This window comes from Flavobacterium sp. xlx-214, assembly GCF_013874595.1.
In the GTDB taxonomy this organism is placed as follows: Bacteria; Bacteroidota; Bacteroidia; order Flavobacteriales; family Flavobacteriaceae; genus Flavobacterium.
Genome location: NZ_CP059431.1, coordinates 991,349 through 1,012,079, shown reverse-complemented (window position 1 = coordinate 1,012,079; position 20,731 = coordinate 991,349). Strand labels below are relative to the sequence as shown.

Annotated in this window: 22 protein-coding genes; 8 read left to right on the top strand and 14 right to left on the bottom strand. The window is 33.1% G+C overall.

What is annotated here, in order from left to right; all coding sequences use genetic code 11:
• Position 1: 1 nt before the first annotated feature.
• The 8 genes from ileS to H1R17_RS04725 all read right to left on the bottom strand — a co-directional run bounded on the left by ileS (position 2) and on the right by H1R17_RS04725 (position 9,588).
• A complete protein-coding gene (gene ileS, locus H1R17_RS04755) occupies positions 2–3,397 on the bottom strand; it encodes an isoleucine--tRNA ligase (RefSeq protein WP_163431599.1) in 3,396 nt (1,131 codons plus the stop codon).
• Positions 3,398–3,542: 145 nt separating this feature from the next.
• On the bottom strand, positions 3,543–4,280 hold the full coding sequence (locus H1R17_RS04750) for a DUF3575 domain-containing protein (protein WP_163431598.1): 738 nt from the start codon (positions 4,278–4,280) through the stop codon (positions 3,543–3,545).
• 390 nt (positions 4,281–4,670) lie between these two features.
• Entirely contained in the window at positions 4,671–4,991 is a 321-nt protein-coding gene (locus H1R17_RS04745; RefSeq protein ID WP_240453337.1) for a hypothetical protein, read from the bottom strand.
• A 30-nt stretch (positions 4,992–5,021) separates the two neighbouring features.
• Complete coding sequence (locus H1R17_RS14200) at positions 5,022–5,150, bottom strand: hypothetical protein (protein WP_255481750.1); 129 nt, start codon at positions 5,148–5,150, stop codon at positions 5,022–5,024.
• Between the two features lie 111 nt (positions 5,151–5,261).
• Positions 5,262–6,365 carry a T9SS type A sorting domain-containing protein gene (locus H1R17_RS04740; RefSeq protein WP_163431597.1) on the bottom strand — a complete coding sequence of 368 codons (1,104 nt, stop codon included), beginning with the start codon at positions 6,363–6,365 and terminating at the stop codon, positions 5,262–5,264.
• Between the two features lie 252 nt (positions 6,366–6,617).
• Positions 6,618–7,649: an asparaginase gene (locus H1R17_RS04735; protein ID WP_163431596.1), complete on the bottom strand. Its 1,032-nt coding sequence runs from the start codon at positions 7,647–7,649 to the stop codon at positions 6,618–6,620.
• A complete protein-coding gene (locus tag H1R17_RS04730) occupies positions 7,642–8,775 on the bottom strand; it encodes a 1-acyl-sn-glycerol-3-phosphate acyltransferase (protein ID WP_163431595.1) in 1,134 nt (377 codons plus the stop codon). Before H1R17_RS04730 ends, H1R17_RS04735 begins: the two co-directional genes overlap by 8 nt.
• 42 nt (positions 8,776–8,817) lie before the next feature.
• Entirely contained in the window at positions 8,818–9,588 is a 771-nt protein-coding gene (locus H1R17_RS04725) for a TatD family hydrolase (protein ID WP_163431594.1), read from the bottom strand.
• A 29-nt stretch (positions 9,589–9,617) separates the two neighbouring features.
• Here H1R17_RS04725 and H1R17_RS04720 point away from each other — a divergent pair, with 29 nt between their 5' ends.
• On the top strand, positions 9,618–10,055 hold the full coding sequence (locus H1R17_RS04720) for a retropepsin-like aspartic protease (protein ID WP_163431593.1): 438 nt from the start codon (positions 9,618–9,620) through the stop codon (positions 10,053–10,055).
• Here the strand turns inward: H1R17_RS04720 and H1R17_RS04715 are convergent.
• Positions 10,041–10,622 carry a DUF3109 family protein gene (locus tag H1R17_RS04715; protein ID WP_163431592.1) on the bottom strand — a complete coding sequence of 194 codons (582 nt, stop codon included), beginning with the start codon at positions 10,620–10,622 and terminating at the stop codon, positions 10,041–10,043. The two genes, H1R17_RS04720 and H1R17_RS04715, sit on opposite strands and share 15 nt — an antisense overlap.
• 191 nt (positions 10,623–10,813) lie before the next feature.
• Here H1R17_RS04715 and H1R17_RS04710 point away from each other — a divergent pair, with 191 nt between their 5' ends.
• Genes H1R17_RS04710 through H1R17_RS04700 form a run of 3 tightly spaced genes read left to right on the top strand, consistent with a single transcriptional unit; the run spans position 10,814 to position 12,248 of the window.
• Positions 10,814–11,389: a MarC family protein gene (locus H1R17_RS04710; RefSeq protein WP_163431591.1), complete on the top strand. Its 576-nt coding sequence runs from the start codon at positions 10,814–10,816 to the stop codon at positions 11,387–11,389.
• A 45-nt stretch (positions 11,390–11,434) separates the two neighbouring features.
• Positions 11,435–11,629, top strand: coding sequence for a hypothetical protein (locus H1R17_RS04705; protein WP_163431590.1), 195 nt, complete (start codon positions 11,435–11,437; stop codon positions 11,627–11,629).
• A 1-nt stretch (position 11,630) separates the two neighbouring features.
• Entirely contained in the window at positions 11,631–12,248 is a 618-nt protein-coding gene (locus tag H1R17_RS04700; RefSeq protein WP_163431589.1) for an FAD-dependent oxidoreductase, read from the top strand.
• Positions 12,249–12,279: 31 nt separating this feature from the next.
• Here H1R17_RS04700 and H1R17_RS04695 read toward each other — a convergent pair whose 3' ends face one another.
• Positions 12,280–12,513 carry a uracil phosphoribosyltransferase gene (locus H1R17_RS04695; protein WP_163431588.1) on the bottom strand — a complete coding sequence of 78 codons (234 nt, stop codon included), beginning with the start codon at positions 12,511–12,513 and terminating at the stop codon, positions 12,280–12,282.
• Positions 12,514–12,624: 111 nt separating this feature from the next.
• Here H1R17_RS04695 and H1R17_RS04690 point away from each other — a divergent pair, with 111 nt between their 5' ends.
• A complete protein-coding gene (locus H1R17_RS04690; protein ID WP_163431587.1) occupies positions 12,625–13,554 on the top strand; it encodes a DUF6427 family protein in 930 nt (309 codons plus the stop codon).
• Here the strand turns inward: H1R17_RS04690 and upp are convergent.
• The gene (gene upp, locus H1R17_RS04685) at positions 13,549–14,190 is read right to left on the bottom strand and encodes a uracil phosphoribosyltransferase (RefSeq protein ID WP_163431586.1); all 642 of its coding nucleotides are present in this window, start codon (positions 14,188–14,190) and stop codon (positions 13,549–13,551) included. The genes H1R17_RS04690 and upp overlap by 6 nt on opposite strands.
• 69 nt (positions 14,191–14,259) lie before the next feature.
• On the opposite strand from upp, the gene H1R17_RS04680 reads away from it, so the two are divergent.
• From H1R17_RS04680 to H1R17_RS04670, 3 genes are read left to right on the top strand one after another with little or no spacing between them, the layout of a single operon-like run.
• Complete coding sequence (locus tag H1R17_RS04680) at positions 14,260–14,865, top strand: DUF4254 domain-containing protein (RefSeq protein WP_163431585.1); 606 nt, start codon at positions 14,260–14,262, stop codon at positions 14,863–14,865.
• 40 nt (positions 14,866–14,905) lie between these two features.
• Positions 14,906–15,205, top strand: coding sequence for a hypothetical protein (locus tag H1R17_RS04675; RefSeq protein ID WP_163431584.1), 300 nt, complete (start codon positions 14,906–14,908; stop codon positions 15,203–15,205).
• A gap of 2 nt (positions 15,206–15,207) precedes the next feature.
• On the top strand, positions 15,208–16,242 hold the full coding sequence (locus tag H1R17_RS04670; protein WP_240453336.1) for a glycosyltransferase family 9 protein: 1,035 nt from the start codon (positions 15,208–15,210) through the stop codon (positions 16,240–16,242).
• Between the two features lie 22 nt (positions 16,243–16,264).
• On the opposite strand, the gene H1R17_RS04665 is transcribed toward H1R17_RS04670, so the two are convergent.
• The 3 genes from H1R17_RS04665 to H1R17_RS04655 are packed head-to-tail and all read right to left on the bottom strand — an operon-like array spanning position 16,265 to position 20,603.
• Positions 16,265–16,678, bottom strand: coding sequence for a hypothetical protein (locus H1R17_RS04665; RefSeq protein WP_163431583.1), 414 nt, complete (start codon positions 16,676–16,678; stop codon positions 16,265–16,267).
• Entirely contained in the window at positions 16,675–20,025 is a 3,351-nt protein-coding gene (gene mfd, locus H1R17_RS04660; protein WP_163431582.1) for a transcription-repair coupling factor, read from the bottom strand. Before mfd ends, H1R17_RS04665 begins: the two co-directional genes overlap by 4 nt.
• On the bottom strand, positions 20,025–20,603 hold the full coding sequence (locus tag H1R17_RS04655; protein WP_163431581.1) for a hypothetical protein: 579 nt from the start codon (positions 20,601–20,603) through the stop codon (positions 20,025–20,027). The genes mfd and H1R17_RS04655 overlap by 1 nt, the downstream gene beginning before the upstream one ends.
• Positions 20,604–20,731 lie beyond the last annotated feature (128 nt).

Sequence of the window (20,731 nt, the reverse complement as noted above, 5' to 3'; positions counted from 1 at the left end):
TTTATTTTGTAATACTAATTTTGGTTATCAAATCATCAAATTCAATTTCTGTGCCATTTGCTAAATCATCAACAAAATCAAGGGTTTGTGTTAATGTTTCTGCCTTAATGTATTCTAAATTAGCTTGAACGGCATCTTCTATAATTGCATTTTTTTGCATTTGTACTTTTACTTTATCGGTAACTTCAAACCCAGAATCTTTACGAATATTTTGAATTCTGTTTACCAATTCACGCGCAATTCCTTCTTTTCTAAGTTCATCGGTAATGGTAATGTCTAACGCAACTGTAATTCCGTTTGCATTGGCTACCAACCAACCTTCGATATCTTGTGAAGAAATTTCAACATCTTCATTTGTTAATATAACGCTATTTCCTGATAATTCCAACGAAATTTCGTTATTCTTCTCTATTTCATTAATCTGTTCTTGTGTAAAACCTTGAATTGCTTTCGCAACATTGCCCATGTCTTTTCCAAAACGCGGACCTAATGCTTTGAAATTTGGCTTGATTTGTTTCACCAAAATTCCCGAAGCATCGCTTAACAACTCAATTTCTTTCACATTTACCTCAGCCATGATTAAATCTGCAACTGCCTCAATTTCTGCCTTTTGATTGGCGTCTAAAACAGGAATCATTACTTTTTGTAACGGCTGGCGCACTTTAATCATTTCTTTCTTACGCAATGATAATACTAAAGAAGATACAATTTGCGCTTTCTCCATTTTACTTTCTAACGACTTATTAACAATTGCATCGTTGTATTTTGGGAAATCGGCCAAATGTACCGATTCAAACGATTCTTTACCAGTTGCTTGTGTTAAGTCTTTGTAAAGTTTGTCCATAAAGAACGGTGCAATAGGCGCTGATAATTTGGCAACGGTTTCTAAACAAGTATATAACGTTTGATAAGCTGCAATTTTATCCTGAGCATACTCGCCTTTCCAGAAACGGCGGCGGCATAAACGTACGTACCAGTTTGATAAATTTTCTTGAACGAAATCTGAAATAGCACGTGCTACACGAGTTGGTTCGTAATCTGCATACGCATCGTCAACCGTTTTTATTAATGAATTTAATTCTGATAAAATCCAACGGTCGATTTCTGGACGATCTGCTAAAGGAACTTCAGCTTCACTGTACGTAAATCCATCAATATTAGCATATAAAGCAAAGAACGAATAGGTGTTGTACAGCGTTCCGAAGAATTTACGACGCACCTCTGTAATTCCGTCTAAATCGAATTTTAAATTATCCCACGGATTGGCATTCATAATCATGTACCAACGTGTTGCATCTGGTCCGTGATCTTCGATTGTTTGAAATGGATCAATGGTATTGCCTTTACTTTTAGACATTTTGATACCGTTTTTATCTAAAACCAAACCGTTTGATACTACATTTTTGTATGCTTTTTCACCAAAAACCGATGTTGCAATGGCGTGTAAGGTATAAAACCAACCGCGAGTTTGATCAACACCTTCTGCAATAAAATCAGCTGGGAATGATTGATGATTATCAATTAATTCTTTGTTTTCAAACGGATAATGCCATTGTGCATAAGGCATAGCGCCCGAATCAAACCAAACATCAATTAAATCGGCTTCGCGCTTCATTGGTTTTCCTGATGCAGAAACCAACACAATGTTATCAACTACATTTTTATGTAAGTCGATTTTATCATAGTTTGCCTCGCTCATATCGCCCACAACAAAACCATCAAAAGCATTGTTTGTATCGATACCTGCTGCTTTGGCTTTGGCTATTTCTGCAACCAATTCTTCTACCGAACCAATGATGATTTCTTCGGTTTTATCCTCGGTTCTCCAAATTGGCAATGGAATTCCCCAATAACGAGAGCGCGATAAGTTCCAATCGTTTGCATTTTTCAACCAGTTTCCAAACCTTCCTTCTCCGGTAGCTTTAGGTTTCCAGTTGATTTCTTCATTCAATTCGAACATTTTATCTTTAAAATCCGTAACCTTGATAAACCAAGAATCTAACGGGTAGTATAAAATTGGTTTATCGGTTCTCCAACAATGTGGGTAACTGTGTACGTATTTTTCTACTTTAAAGGCTTTGTTTGCTTCTTTTAATGCAATGGCAATTTCTACATCTACCGATTTTTCTGGCGCTTCACCATCGTTGTAGTATTCATTCTTAACATATTTACCTGCCATATCGCCCATTTGAGCCACAAAACGACCTTGTAAATCTACCAAAGGTACTGGGTTACCGGCATCGTCTAACACCAACATAGGTGGTACACCTGCATCTTTAGCAACCTTGGCATCATCGGCTCCAAAAGTTGGCGCTGTATGTACTATACCTGTACCATCTTCGGTTGTTACAAAATCACCCGGAATTACCTGAAACGCTTTATCGGCATCTTCAAAAGGTAAGGTATAAGACAACAACTGCTCGTAACGAATACCAACTAAATCGGCACCTTTACATTCTGCCACTACCAAATATGGAATTTTCTTATCACCTTCGGTGTAATTTGCTAATTCTCCTTCGGTTTCAACAGCTACAAATTTTCCTGCAAACTGTTTTGCAACCAAAGGCTTACCTAAAATTACATTGATAGGCAGATTGGTGTATTGGTTGTACGTTTTTACTAAAACATAATCAATTTTTGGTCCAACAGTTAATGCGGTATTACTTGGTAACGTCCACGGAGTAGTTGTCCAAGCCATAATATCGATTGGTCCGAAACCTTTTAAGAAATCAGGTAACGATGCCTCAATGGTTTTAAACTGTGCTACAATGGTAGTATCGGTTACATCACGGTACGATCCTGGTTGATTTACTTCGTGCGATGATAAACCTGTACCTGCTTTTGGTGAATACGGCTGAATGGTGTAGCCTTTGTACATCAAATTTTTATTATAAATTTGTTTTAACAACCACCAAACAGTTTCCATATATTTTGGTTTGTAGGTAATGTACGGATCTTCCATATCTACCCAATACCCCATTTTCTCTGTTAAATCATTCCAAAGATCGGTATAACGCATAACGGTGCGTTTACACGCTTCGTTGTATTCTTCAATCGAAATTTTGGTTCCGATGTCTTCTTTGGTAATACCTAATTCTTTCTCGGTACCTAATTCAACAGGTAAACCGTGTGTATCCCAACCTGCTTTACGTTTTACTTGAAAGCCTTTTTGAGTTTTATATCTACAAAAAATATCTTTAATAGCACGAGCCATCACGTGGTGAATACCAGGTTTTCCATTAGCTGAAGGAGGTCCTTCAAAAAACACAAATGGTTGATTACCTTCGCGAGAAGTAATCGATTTATCAAAGATGGATTGTTCTTTCCAATACTGTAACATTTCGCTTGCTACGGTTGGCAAATCAAGTCCTTTATACTCTGTGAATTTGGTGCTCATGGTACTGTTTTTAAATTCAATTTGCGAATTTACGGAATTTAGGTTAAATAGTAACACTTTAATTAGTTACGATTTTGGTGTTTAAAGAACTGTTTTAGGAATAATCCCAAAAAAACCGCTCTCTAAAAAAGGAAGCGGCTTTGTATTAAAATCTTCTACCAAAACTAATGGTTGCTCTGGGAATTAAAAGGTTTGCTTTTGCAGTAACCGATGCTCCGTATGCATTAACATCGGTTGTCATAGTGGCGTTTTTGATACCAAAATTATCTAACTGCTGTTTGATGTAATGTTGTTGCTCAAAAGTTAGCGGTATTTTTTTGCTAAATGTACCCGAATTGGTATGATAAGCCACATTGGCGTTTACATCAAAATACCAATTATTGTTCAGTTTCCATTGTTTGCCAATACCAACTCCTACCCCAAACGATGCCAATGGACCTGAAAGCTGTATGCTTTGCGAAGTATCGTAATACTGATAATGTAAGTTAATATCAGCTTGGTAGTGATCGTATCGTACAAACGGAGCAACATAGAACCCCACTGCATCTACATCGGTAAAATAAAACCGTATCTCTGGAATAACCGAAAAAGTAGCCACCTTGGTGTTATTCCATGTTGCAAAACTAATATCGCTTTCAATATACCCCTTTAACATATCTAAATACGGCACATTGCGTTTAAACATATAGCTAACCCCTACATTTAGGGTTTTGTTTTTGTCTAACAAAATACGCTCGTACTTTAAAGAAAGCATACCTGTAGGCAACCCCAGCACATTTAATTTAAGAATGTTGCGGTTGTATGCATTGTTTATGTAAAAATTCTTTTGTGCATAACTGTTTAAGGCAGTAACCAAAAACAGCAGGTAGAACAACTTTTTCAATAGTACTAAGTGTTTTGTTTTATGCTCTAATGTATTGTTTTTTACGTAATAAAAAAAGCAATCTTAACAGATTGCTTTTAAATAGTTTTGGGTTTTTATTAATTTCTTAGGACGATGCTACACTTGTTTAGGTTTTAAAATAGTCTGATGACGTTCTACAATGATCTGTTGGGGTATTTTAATGATATTTTGCGGTGTTTTACTGATGTGTATACGTTATGCAAGCCCAACTTTGGGGTTATGTTACCCTAATTTAGGGTTAAAAAATAATCCGTTAGGGTTGTGTAACCCCAACGGACTATTCTAGAACCTATCCCAATATGTATTTTAATCCATCAGACTAGTAAATTACTGGTTAGGACAACTATTTTAATGTATTGCCTGCCTAAATTACTCATTAGGAGGGGTGTTTTTAGCAACCGTTTTGCTAAAAAACTGCTTTAATTGGTTTTGTTTGGTTTCAAAACCTGACGCACCCGTACCTGCCATAAAGTTAGTGTAGGCATAATCTACCAAAGCTGCTTGAAAGTTATCAAAATCGTGTAATATTTTAGCGTTTTTTAAATTGGTAGTTACTTTTTCTAATCGGTTTATTAAATTTTCCATGTTTAAACGGCTGGTATAGTCGTTGTGAAACTCCGTCCAATCAACCTGTGAGGTACTTAAATTAGGCTGGCTGTTGTTAAAATCGTACACCTTGTTTACAAACAATTTGTTTTGCTCATTAATACTACCGTATTTTTAGCGATCCTCGGCAGTAAGCGTGGTGTTTACACTTGCTAATGCGTTTTCTAACGCAGTAAGCAAATCATTTGCGGCAGTAACATCGGCTGCTGGCAAATGGTTGTTGTTTAAATTTGTTAGTGCCATAATACATTAATTTTAATTTTTAATTACTTTAAATTTTACACCTACCTAACCCTCCTTAAGGAGGGAATAAAGGCGCTACTTTTGACTTCTATTTTCTACTTTAAGACCACATTACTTCTTAACCAATTTCTTCACTGCGGTGCCTTCATTAGTTTCGATGTGCAACATATACGTACCGCTTGCCAAGCTTTCGGTGTTTAGTTGTAGGTTGGTTTCATTATTAAAACTTTGGGTACTTAACAACTTACCTGCAACATCATAAACAGCTATTTTGCTAACATGCTTGTTTTCTGCACTGTTTATGTTTACTATAGTAGTAGCTGGGTTGGGGTATACGTTAAATTGGGTTGCTAAAACACTTTCTGCACTTAAATTTACTGTTGGTACTGTATTTTGTGCCGAAAAATTAATGTTATCTATTTTTGGAGTGTTGGGTTGTATAGGTATAACATCAGTAAATTTCCCTGTATCAAAACTTAACCACACAGGGTTATCATCATGCTCTATACCATTTAAATCTAAAATATAAGTACCTGTGTTTTTGGCAAAGGTATAGTTTAAAGCGGGTATGCTAAAATATACCATGCTGTTGTTATAGTCTACATATACCTCAAAAGTTACCCAACTGTTAGCTGGCACTTTTAACGGTTGCCCATTGGCGTAAAATAAAAAAGGACCAAGTGCTCCTTTAATACGTTTAAACTCAGGCTTAACATCAACACCTATATATTGGTGATAAGGATGATATCCAATGGAAGCTAACGTACCTTTATCGCTTTGTAGTTCCATGTTGGTACTAGCAAGACCAGTACCATTATTTCCTGAAGCCCCGCAATACATATCGAAAGTTATTTTTAACACATTATTACCAGGGGTGCGTTGTTGCCAAATGGTTTTTAAATCGGTACGATACAATACTCTATACCATTCTCCTTTTATAGCCATAGGATCTATTTGCGCCACTTTACCTCTGCTGGGTTCGGTTACTATTTGAAATTCGGTATTAGATGTAACTGCAGATGATTTTGTATCTATAGCAGAAACCGTATACAAACCCCCAACACCAGGTATTTGCCCAGTAACATCGGTACCTATATTGCCAATAGGGTAGCTTTCAAAATTTTCGGTATACAGTACTTGGCTGTTTGTTGTATTGTTTACCAATAAAACAAACAGCACAAATATGTATTTATTTAAAATGCTAAATAGTTTCATAAAGCTTATTTTGTTTAATAAAAAAGCATAGTAACACCTTTTGGTTCTGCAGTTGGATTTAAAGCATCATCACTGCATGAGGTTAGCATTACTACCCCCCAATAAAAACAAAAGTTTTTCATAATACTTAATTTTAATTGTTAATGTTATGAAGATACTATAATTTTTAATACAATATTAACATTTGTATAAGAATTTTAAATAACATCTTAATACAAGAATAAAAAATCCCGAACCATGGTTCGGGATTTTTTATTCTTGTATTAACTCACCACAAATAGGAGTTTGAAAAGCGGTAGAAAAATCGTTTGAAGTTAATTGTTTAGGCAATAAATGCATCATTTTGGTAATGGCGGCTTCGGTGGTAATATCGTGCCCCGAAATAACGCCAATTTGTTTTAGCGCCGTACCGGTTTCGTATTTACCCATATCTACACTACCGCCCCAACATTGGGTTACATTTACAATTTTTATACCCTTATGTATTGCTTTTTGAAGCGTATTGATGAACCAAAACTCGGTAGGTGCATTACCTGACCCAAAAGTTTCTAAAACCAATCCTTTTAAATTTGCAATGTTTAAAATAGCTTCTAAAACATGTTGGGTAATACCTGGAAATATCTTTAAGATAAACACATTGGTATCTAAATTCTTTTGAACATCTAATTTTGATGACGTATAAAAATCATCCAGCAAATGTTCGTTTATTTTTAAATGTACGCCACTTTCTGCTAAATGCGGTAAGTTAGGCGATGTAAATGCATTGAAATGTTCTGCTGATATTTTAGTTGATCGGTTGCCACGATACAATTTGTATTCAAAATACAAACCTACTTCTTTAATTACAGGCACATTGTTTTGCTGTAACGCTGCTATTTGTATGGCGGTAATTAAATTTTCTTTGGCATCGGTACGTAAATCGCCAATAGGTAGTTGTGACCCCGTAAGAATTACAGGTTTTGCCAAGTTTTTTAGCATGAAACTTAATGCCGATGCAGTATATGACATAGTATCAGACCCATGAAGCACCACAAAACCATCAAAAGCATCATAATTTTTCTCTATAACCTCAGCAATGGTTACCCAATGTTCAGGGTTCATGTCTGATGAATCAATAGGTTCATCAAAAGAATACGTATCAATACTACAATCTAACAGTTGCAGTTCAGGGATACGCTCTAAAAGCTGATCAAAATTAAAAGCCTTTAATGCGCCGGTAACAAAATCTTTAATCATACCAATGGTACCACCAGTATATATTAAAAGTATGGCTGGTTTATGCATTTTGTAACTTTAACTTGTTTACCACAGGGTTGGCATACATTTCTAAGAAAGTGTCTACCATGGCTTCGTTGTTTTTATCGACTTTTAGTTCTAAACGACGTAAAAACAGTTGCTTTTCCTTATCGGTATACTCTTTCTCAAAAGTATTGGTGTTATTTAACAAATCATACGCTATGTAATTGGTTGGCCACAGTTTATAATTTGCTATAATTTGATCATCAATTGCCTTTGCAATTAACTGTATTTGTTTGTTAACGTTGGTGGTTTCTGCCTGAATAACATCTAATTCAGTATCTAAAACATCACCAATATGTAAATGAATGCGTTTTTTTTGACCTACAACGCCACTCATTAAATTGATAAAATCTTCGTTTTTCTCCTTAATATACGTTTCGTCAGACATTTTTGCCATTAATTGCGGCATTTTTAATTTGTCTGTAGGGTCATATTCATATGAAATGGTAACTGGTACAATGCGCAATTTCTTTAAATAATCAATCATTGATGCTTCGTTACAAGCCATACCAATCATTTTTAAAACGCCTGGGTGTGTGGCATCATTACCATCTTTGGTTCTACCCTCGCGTTGTGCAATCCAAACCGATCTGTTTTCATCGGTAAGTAAATGATAAATATATTCGGATAGGTTTTTACTACTTTCTAACAACTCGCGCGGTGGTAAATTTCGTTTTACCATAAAGTTGCGGTTTAACTTGGCCAAGTCTAAAAACAACTTCTTTTTAACCAAATTATCGCCCATTGCAGAAGCCGTCATTACTTTTCCTTTTTCTAACAACAATACGTTTAAGAAACTGGTATCTAGCAATATATCACGGTGATTAGAAATATAAAGATACGATGTATCAGGATCGATTTTCTCAAAACCTGTACTAGAAATACCTTCTGATGAATTTGCTAAAACGCGTTGTAATGTATGGTAAATAATTTTAGACTGAAAGTCCTTAATTGAATTGATACCATGCAGCAATTCATGAAATTGATCGTTGGTTATATTGGGAAATGTAAAATCTATCAACGATTTTACCATGGGATGTTGCTCAATAGATTGTATGATCGCGCTTACTTCATCATCATGATAAAAACGTATCGAATCGAATTTTGACATAGTTCGTTTTGTTTTTGCAAATGAAACAAATATATTTTCAATTTACAATTTAAATATATTTAAAGCATTTTTTGTTGTTTGTTCTGCAATTTGGTTTACGGTTGTATTGTAAATTACAGCTAATTTTTGAGCAACTAAGCTAACATAACTGCTTTCATTGCGTTTACCGCGATGTGGCGCAGGTGCTAAATAAGGCGCATCGGTTTCTAAAACAATTTCGGTAAGGGGAATTTCGTTTAAAAACTGATCTATTTTTCCGTTTTTAAAGGTAGCAACACCACCAATACCTAACTTCATATTTAAAGACAATGCTTTTTGTGCCTGATTAAAATTGCCCGTAAAACAATGAAATATTCCAAACAATTCATTGCTTTTCTCTTGTTCTAAAACTTCAAATACTTCATCAAAAGCATCTCTACAATGAATATTAATAGGCAAACCTAATTTTTTTGCCCATTGTATTTGTGTTGCAAAAGCTTGTTGTTGCAAAGCCAATGTTGTTTTATCCCAATACAAATCTACCCCAATTTCACCAACAGCACAATAGGCGTTTGTATCTAGTTGCTTTTTTACAAAAGCCAACTCTTCCTCATATGTTTCTGGTTTTACATAGCAAGGATGCAAACCCATCATTAAATGCACATTGTTAGGGTATTGTTCTTTTATTTGTTGCATTCCGTTAAAATAAGAAGCATCAATTGCAGGAACAAAAAAGTGTTGTACATTATTTTGTAAAGCGCGTTCCATCATTTCAGTACGATCGGTTGCAAACTCTTCGCTGTATAAATGGGTATGCGTATCTATTAAAATCATTTTGTATTTTAGCTTTTTTATTATTTGAAATGACAAATATTACGTTGTTTTTAGAACAAGAAGGTTATTTTAAAGTTTCTTTTAAAATTAGAAAATCAAACCACTTGTTTGTAAATGTCAAAATAAATGGTGTTAAAGGATTGTTTTTGATTGATACAGGCGCATCTAACACCTGTATTGATTTAGAAATGCAAAATCATTTTAAAATGCAAACCGTTGCACATCATGCAAAAGCATCGGGTGCTGGCGCAAATGGTTTATACACTGAAATTTCTAAAAACAACACCTTACAATTTAACACATGGAAAACAAAAAGCAATGCTATTATTCTTTTAGATTTATCACATGTTAATACTGCTTTAACTGAATACAAATTACCAAAAGTTCAAGGTATTATTGGTAGCGATTTATTAAAAAAACATGAAGCTATTATTAACTATTCGCTTTGTACCTTATTTATTAGGTGATTGTTTTTTCCACTCTAAAGCAACTGTTTCTAGCTCTGCATACCAATCTTCACCAAACTTTCTAATCAAAGGTTCTTTTAAGAATTTGTACACAGGCACTTCTAACTCTTTACCTAAAGCACAAGCATCGTCACAAATGTACCAACGATTGTAATTTACGGCCGAAAACTGTGAATATTCTTTAATTCGGATGGGATACAAATGGCACGATATTGGTTTTTTCCACTGCACAAGCCCTTCATTATAAGCCTGTTCTATGCCACACAAAGCAGTATCCTTATCAAAAATTACATAAGCACATTCTCTACCTTCAATCAATGGAGTTTCGTGTTCACCATCTTCACCTACAACCCAAGTACCTTGTTCTTCAATTACGGCAATTCCTTCTGGGCGTAAATACGATTTTATTTTTGGATAAATTTCCTCTAAAATTGTGGTTTCCTCTTTACTTAAAGGGGCACCAGCATCGCCATCAATACAACATTGCCCTTTACAGGCAGTTAAATTACAAACGAATTCGTTTTCTAAAACCTCATCAGAAACAATTGTTTTACCAATTTGAAACATACATCTATCATTTTCTGCGGCAAAGTTACAACTATTTAAGGTAGGTTAAGGCACATTTTTAATTTAACAATTCAATAAGTTTTATATCTTTTAAATCTATTTTAAAGACAAATATCTTTTTATTTAAATTTATATTGAATAATTCGTAATTTTAAACGAATATAAATACCTTTGCAAAAAATTTAAGTGCTATGGAAATTAACTTTAAAGAGATTTTTACCGCAGGTATGATTTTATTTGCCGTTATTGACATTTTAGGTTCTATTCCTATTATTGTTGATTTAAGAGCGCGCGTAGGAAAAATTCAATCTGAAAAAGCATCATTTGTTGCGGCTTGCATCATGATTGCCTTTTTGTTTGTTGGTGAAAGCATTTTGAGTTTAATTGGTATTGATGTAAATTCATTTGCGGTAGCAGGTGCTTTTGTATTGTTCTTTTTAGCTTTAGAAATGATTTTAGGTATTAGCTTGTATCGCGATGAAGAACCTAAAACAGCATCAATTGTACCTTTAGCCTTCCCTTTAATTGCCGGACCAGGTATTATGACTACTATTTTAGCATTGCGTGCAGAATACCAAACCATTAATATTGTTTTTGCCATTATATTAAATATTGTGGTTGTTTATATTGTTTTAAAACTATCAGGAAAAATAGAACGTTTAATTGGCGCAAACGGTTTAGGAGTAATTCGTAAAGTATTTGGTGTGGTTTTATTAGCAATTGCTGTTAAATTATTCGCTACTAATGTTAAAGGTTTATTTAACTAATAAATATTTAGTACCTTCACACATTCAAACAAAATTAAAACAATAATGAAATATGTTACCTATATAATCATTGCTATTGCTATTGCTTTGATTGTATTAAATATCACAAAATTAGATTTTGACAACTTATTTCAAGGCGAAAGTGTTATCGCTTTAATTTGTATTATTGCTATTTTATGTGCAGTAATCATTTTACTTATTTTCAACACCTCAAAAGCAATAGACAACAAAAACAAATAAAATGTTTGATTGTTTAATAATTGGCGGTGGAGTTTCAGGCGTTTCTTGTGCTTTGGTTTTAGGATCGGCTTTAGAAAAACCATTTATGCTTGATAAAAAAATAGGCATTATAACTCACCAAAAAGGATCTATGCTACAAGATGCCTTGTTTAACAACGCATACGGCATTACTCCTGGTACTTTAGGTAGTGATTTGCTTTTACAAACTACAAAAGATTTACAGGAATTATATCCTAAAATAGAGCAAATTGCACATGAGAAAGTAGTTTCTATTGTAACCGAAGCAGATTATTTCTTAGTAACCACCACGCATACTATTTACGAAAGTAAAATTGTTGTGGTTGCAGTTAACTCTTCAAATCCTTTTACCATTGAAGGATGTTTGCAACCTTATGTAATACCTCATCGTAAATCGCTAGCAAAGAAAAACCGTATTCAATTAGCCAATAATGATCATTTGGTTTTTAAAAATGCGTATGTTGCAGGTACATTAGCAGGACATAGAAGTCAGCTTGCCATTGCGGCAGGAAGTGGTGCTGCTGTAGCTACCGATATTTTAACCTTATGGAACAATGGTATTGAAACCCACGCACACGATAGTATTAGAAAGAAAGAATAAAAAAAATCAGGATTTAAAATCCTGATTTTTTTTATTTTAAGAATGAATGTGCTGTTGTATCTTGATCGTCTTCTTTAGTTGAAGCAAAAAAGCTCAATCGTTTTAACCAATAAACAAAAGCTACACTGCAAATGATGATAAAAATCCAAGTAATTGCATTTGCAACCCACCAGTTTGATAATTCTAATTCAGCCAACCAATCCATTGGTTTCATTAAAACATCTGAAAATAGAGATCCAATAGCTTCAAAAAAAGATGTCCACATAATATTGTTATTAAATTATTTATGTTTAGTTTCAGTTAAATTTTAACTTTGCTACAAAAGTAAATAAAATTATCAACAAGTTATTTACAAAAACCCAATAAAAATTAATTAATGCTTACAAATCTTTTTTCAAAGAGCAAACCCATAGGCTATGTTGTAATAGGTTTATTACTTTTGGCGGTATATTTTATACACCTAGTATCAAATCTTGACTGGTTGCAATCACCCGCAGTTATAATTGAAAAAAGCTTTTTATTTATTGCCGTTGTATTTTCTGTTTTATTAATACAGTTTATAACTGTAAAAAACTATTTGGCTGTAAATAATTTGTACTCATTATTTTTGTACGCTTGTTTTTTGATTCTTTTCCCTACCTTTTTTGATGATTCTGAATTAATTATTGCCAATTTATTTGTGCTTTTGGCTTTGCGTAGAATTATATCTTTACAAACCTTAAATCAACCCAAAATCAAGATATTTGATGCCAGTTTATGGATTTTTCTTGCCACTTTATTTGAATCGTGGACTATTTTGTATTTTTTAATGATTTACTTAGCCATTATTTGGTACATTAAAAAAGATTATCGTCATTGGATTATTCCTGTTATAGCGTTGTTAACTGTTACGATTTTGTTTTACACCTACAGTCTTTTTTACGATATTGATTTAGTTGCCTTTTGGACAAATAAATATGCTGTTGGCTTTAACTTTAGTTATTTTGAAAGTGTTTATCAAAACATAGCTATTTCGTTTTTTGCATCGGTTGCAGTACTTTTTACGGTATATCAGCTAACTCATTTAAAAAGCATTGCTTCCAACCAGTTAAATCTTTACAAAAACATTGTACTTTGTTTTATTATTGGTGTTGTTATCTATTGTATTGCTCCGCAGAAATCAAATGGGTTATTGGTGTTTACTTTTTTTCCTTTATCTATTATTGGTGGAAATTTCATTGCCAATACTCCCACAAAATGGGTTAAAGAAGCTGTTTTAGCAACCATCCTAGGCGTAAGCTTATTGTTGTTTTTATTAAAATTATAGTTTTTCGCCAAAAGCCAAATCACCCGCATCACCAATACCTGGAATAATGTATTTTTCGGCATTTAAACCATCATCCAAAGTTGCTACCCATAAATGTACGTAACTAGGCAAATGTTGTTTTAAATAAGCAATGCCTTCTGGCGCAGCAATAACCACACAAATATGAATTTCTTTTGGTGTTTCTTGTTGCATTAATTTATTAAAAACCGCAACTATAGAATGCCCTGTTGCCAACATAGGATCTAACAGCAATAAATGTTTTCCTTTAAACGATGGAGCTGCTTGGTATTCAACCAAAATATCTGTTGCACCATGAACTCTAGAAGCCGATACAAAACCATTTTCGGCATCGTCGTAAAAATTCATAAAACCTGTGTGCAAAGCCAATCCGGCGCGTAAAATAGAGCATAAAACCACATTATCTTCAATAACCGTAGTGTTTTTAACACCTAAGGGCGTTTGCACAGCTACTTGTTTATACGGTAATGTTTTACTTAATTCATACGCCATAATTTCACCAATACGCTCTACATTTTTACGAAAACGCATGGAATCTTTTTGAATATTTACATCGCGTAATTGAGCTAAGAAATGATTCAAAATACTGTTTTGCTCTGAAATATAATGTATATGCATAACTTTTAGGTTTCAATTTATTATTTTGTAAAATTATTAAAAGTATATTTGTAAATAAAACTTATATCCATGTTTGCAGAATTCGCATTTCCTATTTTTGAACAAAGTATTGTAGATTATCATAAATACGACGATGTAAATCATCCTATTGAAAATCCTTTTGAGAAAGGTTCTATTGAACATTTATTATATGCTAAAAACTGGGTTGATACTGTGCAATGGCATTATGAAGATATTATTCGCGACCCGCAAATAGATCCTGTTGCTGCATTAGAGTTAAAACGTAAAATTGATGCATCAAACCAAGTTAGAACAGACATGGTTGAATATATTGATTCTTACTTTTTACAAAAATATGCTGATGTTACAGTTAAGGCTGATGCTAAAATTAACACCGAAAGTCCTGCATGGGCAATGGATCGTTTATCAATCTTGGCTTTAAAAATTTATCATATGCACGAAGAAGCAACACGTGAAACAGCTTCTGAAGATCATAGAGCTAAATGTCAAGCTAAATTAGATGTTCTATTAGATCAAAAAAACGATATGTTTACATCTATCAGCCAATTAATTACCGATATTGAAAATGGCGATAAATACATGAAAGTGTACAAACAAATGAAAATGTACAACGATGATGATTTAAATCCGGTATTATATCAAAATAAAAAATAGTAACTTTGAAAGACTTTCTTAACGAAAGTCTTTTTTTATTATGACCAAACTAATTAAAATAGCGCAAGTATTTGTTTTTACAATATTATTGTTAATAATAGGCGCATTTATATGGCAGTTTTTTGATGCTTTTGCCCAATTACTATTTTTACCATTAGGTATTTTAAGCATTTATTACTTACTTATATATTCATTTGCAAAACTAATGCAGCACAAAACAGCTAAAATTTGGTTTTATGTTGGCATTGTATTTTTAGTTTTACCACTAGTTGCTTTTTCTTTAGCCTACAAACCCATTTTAGAGTTTTCATATTACACTTTGCAAAGTTTTATACATTAAAAATGAAACATATTTTAATAATTCGACTTTCTGCTATGGGCGATGTTGCCATGACAGTACCTGTAATTCGGGCGCTAGTTCAACAACATCCAAACGTAAAAGTAACCATTGTTTCAAGACCTTTTTTTCAACCATTTTTTGCTGATATTGATCGAGTTGATTTTTTTGGTGTCGATTTAAAAGAGCGTCACAAAGGTTTCTGGGGTATTTATCGATTATTTCAAGATTTAAAGAAAAAGAAAATTGATTTTGTTGCCGATTTTCACAATGTTTTACGTTCTAAATTATTACGCACTTTTTTTAAAGCATCGGGTGTAAAAACAGCATTTACTGATAAGGGAAGAGGAGAAAAAAAAGCACTAACTCGTTCTAAAAACAAAATTTTAAAACCACTAAAAACCATGATTCAAAGACACATAGACACTTTGAATACATTGGGTTTTTCTATTGATGTATCATCGCCAAAATTTCCTGAAAAATCAATTCTTCCAGATAAAGTAACATCCATTATAGAAAAAAAAGACACTTATAAATGGATAGGTATTGCTCCCTTTGCTCAATATCAAACCAAAGTATATCCTTTTGATTTAATGCAAAAAACAATACAGCTTTTATCAGAAAACAGTAATTTCAGAATATTCTTATTTGGTGGCGGTAAAGAAGAAATTGTTCAACTAAACAAATTGCAACAAAATTTACCGAATGTAGCCGTTATTGCAGGAAAAATTGATTTTATTGATGAATTAAAAATAATACAGCATTTAGATGTAATGCTTTCTATGGATTCTGGAAATGCACATATTGCTGCAATGTACGGAATACCGGTTGTAACTTTATGGGGTAACACACATCCTTACGCAGGTTTTGTTCCTTTTAACCAACCTTTATCTAATTGTTTGGTTGCTGATAGAGAAAAATTTCCTTTATTACCAACATCAATTTATGGAAATAAAAAAATAGATGGTTATGAAAATGTAATGCGAACTATTGAACCTAAAGACATAATATCGGTAATTAATAGTAATTTAAATGTTTAAAACACTTTTATGTCAATCACCATTATTCATTAACACTTGCTTTGATTGGCAGCACTAAAAACTGCTTTTTATATTCGTTACCAACCAAAGAAGGATTCCAACGGACAGACGCTATTACACGAACTGCTTCTTTATAAAAACTATTATCTTCTTTAATTTCTTTTGGCGAAAATTCAAATGCTTTTCCGTCTTCACTAATAGCAAAAACAACATAGAAAATAAAATACGACTGTTTTTTACTTGTTTGAGGAATATCTGTTTTTTTTACATTATTATAATTAAAATTATTGTTTACATAATAATACAAATCTTCCATACCGCCACCGCTATAACTAGCATCTTTAACAATTGGCTTTGTCTTAAAATGCAGTGTATCTTGGGCAAAAGTTTTATTAATACTAAATCCTAAAAACAATAATACGATTAAAATTCTCATAGCTGTTGTAATTTTTGAAGGCTTTCTAAAGCTTTTCCTATTGATTTAATATGATCAAAAGTTAAAAGTAAACGCAAACCGTTTTTAGTTTGCTTCTCTTTTAGTGTTGCTAATTTTGGATAAACCTGAATAAATTGCAATACCTTTCTAAATTGAACTGATTGATAATAACTTGATTGTTGATCGCTAACAAAATAACCAATCATTTTGCCTTGTTTTAACACTAATTTTTCAATACCTGCTTTCGATGCAATCCATTTGATACGAACAGAATCTAATAAATTTTCAGCTTGTTTAGGCAATGCTCCAAATCGGTCAATTAATTTGTTTTGATAAGCAATTAACTCATCTTCTGTTTTCAAGGTTGCCAATTCATTATACAAAGTTAATCGTTCTGATACATTATTAATGTATTCATCTGGAAACAAAATTTCAAAGTCGGATTCTATCACAATATCCTTTACATATTCTTTGGTATCTATATTTTGTTCTTCTTCATACAAATCCTTAAACTCGTTCTCTTTTAACTCATCAATTGCCTCATTCATGATTTTTTGATAGGTTTCAAATCCAATTTCATTAATAAAACCACTTTGTTCACCTCCCAAAATATCACCAGCACCACGAATTTCTAAATCTTTCATAGCGATATTGAATCCGCTGCCTAAATCACTAAATTGTTCTAAGGCTGATATACGCTTACGAGCATCCTCTGTCATTACAGAATACGGTGGTGTTATGAAATAACAAAATGCTTTTTTATTGCTACGCCCAACACGCCCACGCATTTGATGCAAATCGCTCAATCCAAAATTATTGGCATTGTTAATAAAAATAGTGTTGGCGTTAGGTACATCCAATCCACTTTCTATAATAGTAGTTGCAACCAAAACATCAAACTCGCCTTCCATAAAAGATAAAAGTAACTCTTCTAGTTTTTTACCATCCATTTGTCCATGCCCAATACCAACTTTTGCGTGAGGTACCAAACGTTGAATCATACCGGCGACTTCTTTAATATTTTCGATACGATTGTTGATGAAAAACACCTGTCCGCCACGCTCTATCTCATACGCAATAGCATCGCGAATGATTTCTTCGTTAAAACCAACCACATTGGTTTCGATAGGATAACGGTTTGGCGGCGGCGTTGTAATTACCGATAAATCGCGGGCAGCCATTAACGAAAACTGTAAGGTTCTTGGAATTGGCGTTGCCGTTAAAGTTAAGGTATCAATGTTTTCACCAATGGTTTTTAGTTTGTCTTTTACGGCAACTCCAAACTTTTGTTCTTCGTCAATAATCAACAAACCTAAATCTTTAAAAACCACATTTTTATTTACTAATTGATGTGTACCAATAATAATATCCACCTTACCATCGGCCAAATCTTTTAATGTTTCGGCTTTTTGCTTTGCAGTTTTAAATCGATTTAAATACGCCACTTTTACAGGCATATCCTTTAAACGCTCGGTAAATGTTTTATGATGCTGAAACGCCAAAATAGTTGTAGGCACCAAAACAGCGACTTGCTTACCATTATCGACCATTTTAAAAGCAGCGCGAATAGCAACTTCGGTTTTACCAAAGCCAACATCACCACAAACCAAACGATCCATTGGTCTGTCGTTTTCCATATCTGTTTTTACATCAATGGTTGATTTTAACTGATCGGGTGTATCTTCGTAAATAAACGAACTCTCTAATTCGGCTTGTAAATAACTATCGGGCGCACAAGCAAATCCTTTTTCTAATCTGCGTTTTGCATATAATTTTATCAAGTTAAACGCAATATGTTTAACACGAGCTTTGGTCTTTTGTTTTAAGGCTTTCCATGCGTTTGACCCAATTTTATGGATTTTGGGTGGTGCGCCTTCTTTGCCATTATACTTAGATATTTTATGTAACGAGTGAATAGAAACGTACACAATATCGTTATCGGCATACACTAATTTAATAGCTTCTTGTTTTTTGCCTTCTACATCAATTTTTTGCAAACCGCCAAACTTACCAATTCCGTGATCAATATGCGTAACATAATCGCCTACCGATAAAGTTGTAAGCTCCTTTAAAGTGATGGTTTGTTTTTTGGTATATCCGTTTTTGATGTTAAATTTATGGTATCGTTCAAATATTTGATGATCAGTATAACAAACAATTTGATTTTCTTCATCAATAAAACCTTGATACAAAGGCATTACAACCGTTTTATATTGCTGAATGCTTTTGTTTTGATCTTTTAAACTCGAGAAAATTTCTTCGAAACGCTTGCTTTGCGATTCACTTGAGCAATACAAATAATTGGTAAAACCATCTATTGTATTCTGGTTGAGATTTTCAATTAACAAATCGAATTGTTTGTTAAACGAAGGTTGCGGTTTGTTATAAAATTCTAACGATAAATTAGGCGTAAAAAAGTTTTGGGCAGCAAGTTCAACAACTGTAAAATCATCTGCTTTTTGTAAAAACTCATTTGCTGGTAAAAACATTTCTTCAGGAGAAAGATGTTTTACATCGCTGTTTAATTTTTCAAACGTTTCGGTAGCTTTGCTGAACATTTTAGTCAATTGCTCTGAAACTACTTTTGTATTTTGAAGAAAAATAACCGTATTTGGACTGATATAGTTTAAAAAGCTTTCGCGATTTTCTTGCAAAAATTTATTTTCTACATTAGGAATAATGGTGATTTTCTTGTTAGTTTCAATAGATAATTGTGTTTCAACATCAAACGTTCTAATGCTATCAATTTCGTTTCCGAAGAATTCAATACGATACGGATTTTCATTCGAGAATGAAAAAACATCAATAATACCACCACGTACTGAAAATTCGCCAGGCTCCGAAACAAAATCTACACGTTTAAAATTATATTCAAACAAAACTTCGTTAATGAAATCAATCGTCATTTTATCATTAACAGCAATTTTCAGTGTGTTTTTATCTAATTGCTTGCGCGTAACCACTTTTTCAAACAAAGCATCGGCGTACGAAACAATCACCACTGGTTTTTTGCGCGCATTTAATCGGTTTAAAACTTCAGCACGTAATAAAACATTTGCATTGTCTGTTTCTTCAATTTGATAAGGTCTGCGATACGAACCTGGATAAAACAAAACGTAATCTTTAGAAATAAGGTTTTCTAAATCGTTTAAATAATATGCAGCTTCTTCTTTATCGTTAAAAATGAGTAAAAAATGTTGCTCAGAAGTTTTAAATAACGCTTGAATTTGAAACGATAAAGCCGAGCCAATAAAACCCTTTGCATGAATTTTATGACCTGTTTTTTTTATACTTTCTTGTAACTGTTGCGTTTTAGTTGCTTGTTCAAATACTTTTTTAATACTCATTATTCCTTAGGTATGGCATTTAAGGTGGCACGTTTAATAGTATCAATAGGTTGAAATAACTCGCTTTCTCCTATTTCTTTCGGAATCTTAGCTTTTACTTCAAACTCGTCAAATTGATTGATAATTGAATTGGTGTTCTTTTGAATATTTGCCAACAATTTTTGTACTTCTTTTATATTAATAGGCTCTAACCCCAGCAACATATCCAAATTTTGCACATTGGTTTCTAGCAATGCTAATCTTGCTTTGGTTTCTTGCTTGTTGTATTTTTCTGGAATACTGTTTTTTAAAACAGCTACTTTTTCAACCAATTTAGTCGCTTTATGTGCCATATTTCCTAGTGATGGATTAGGAGCAATGGTTAATTCATTTACATAATTTCGCCAATCTTCCCAATTACTAAGATTTTTACTAATGGATGGATTATTCACAGAAACAGCAAATTTCCATTTACCATGAATACTCCGAACTAAAGAATCTTGCGATATTTTTGAAACAGGATTTACAACCTGTGTTGCTTCTTTCTTACAAGAAATGATGCTTAATGCAGTAAAAACAATAAAAGCAATATATTTCATAACTAGGTTTATATCAAAAACACAAATTTACTAATCTTAAAGGCATAAATGGTTTTAATAATGTAAATATTAAGAATACTTTGATGATTTTTTTGAAGAAGTTTTAAAAATATTTAAGGTACAAAGGT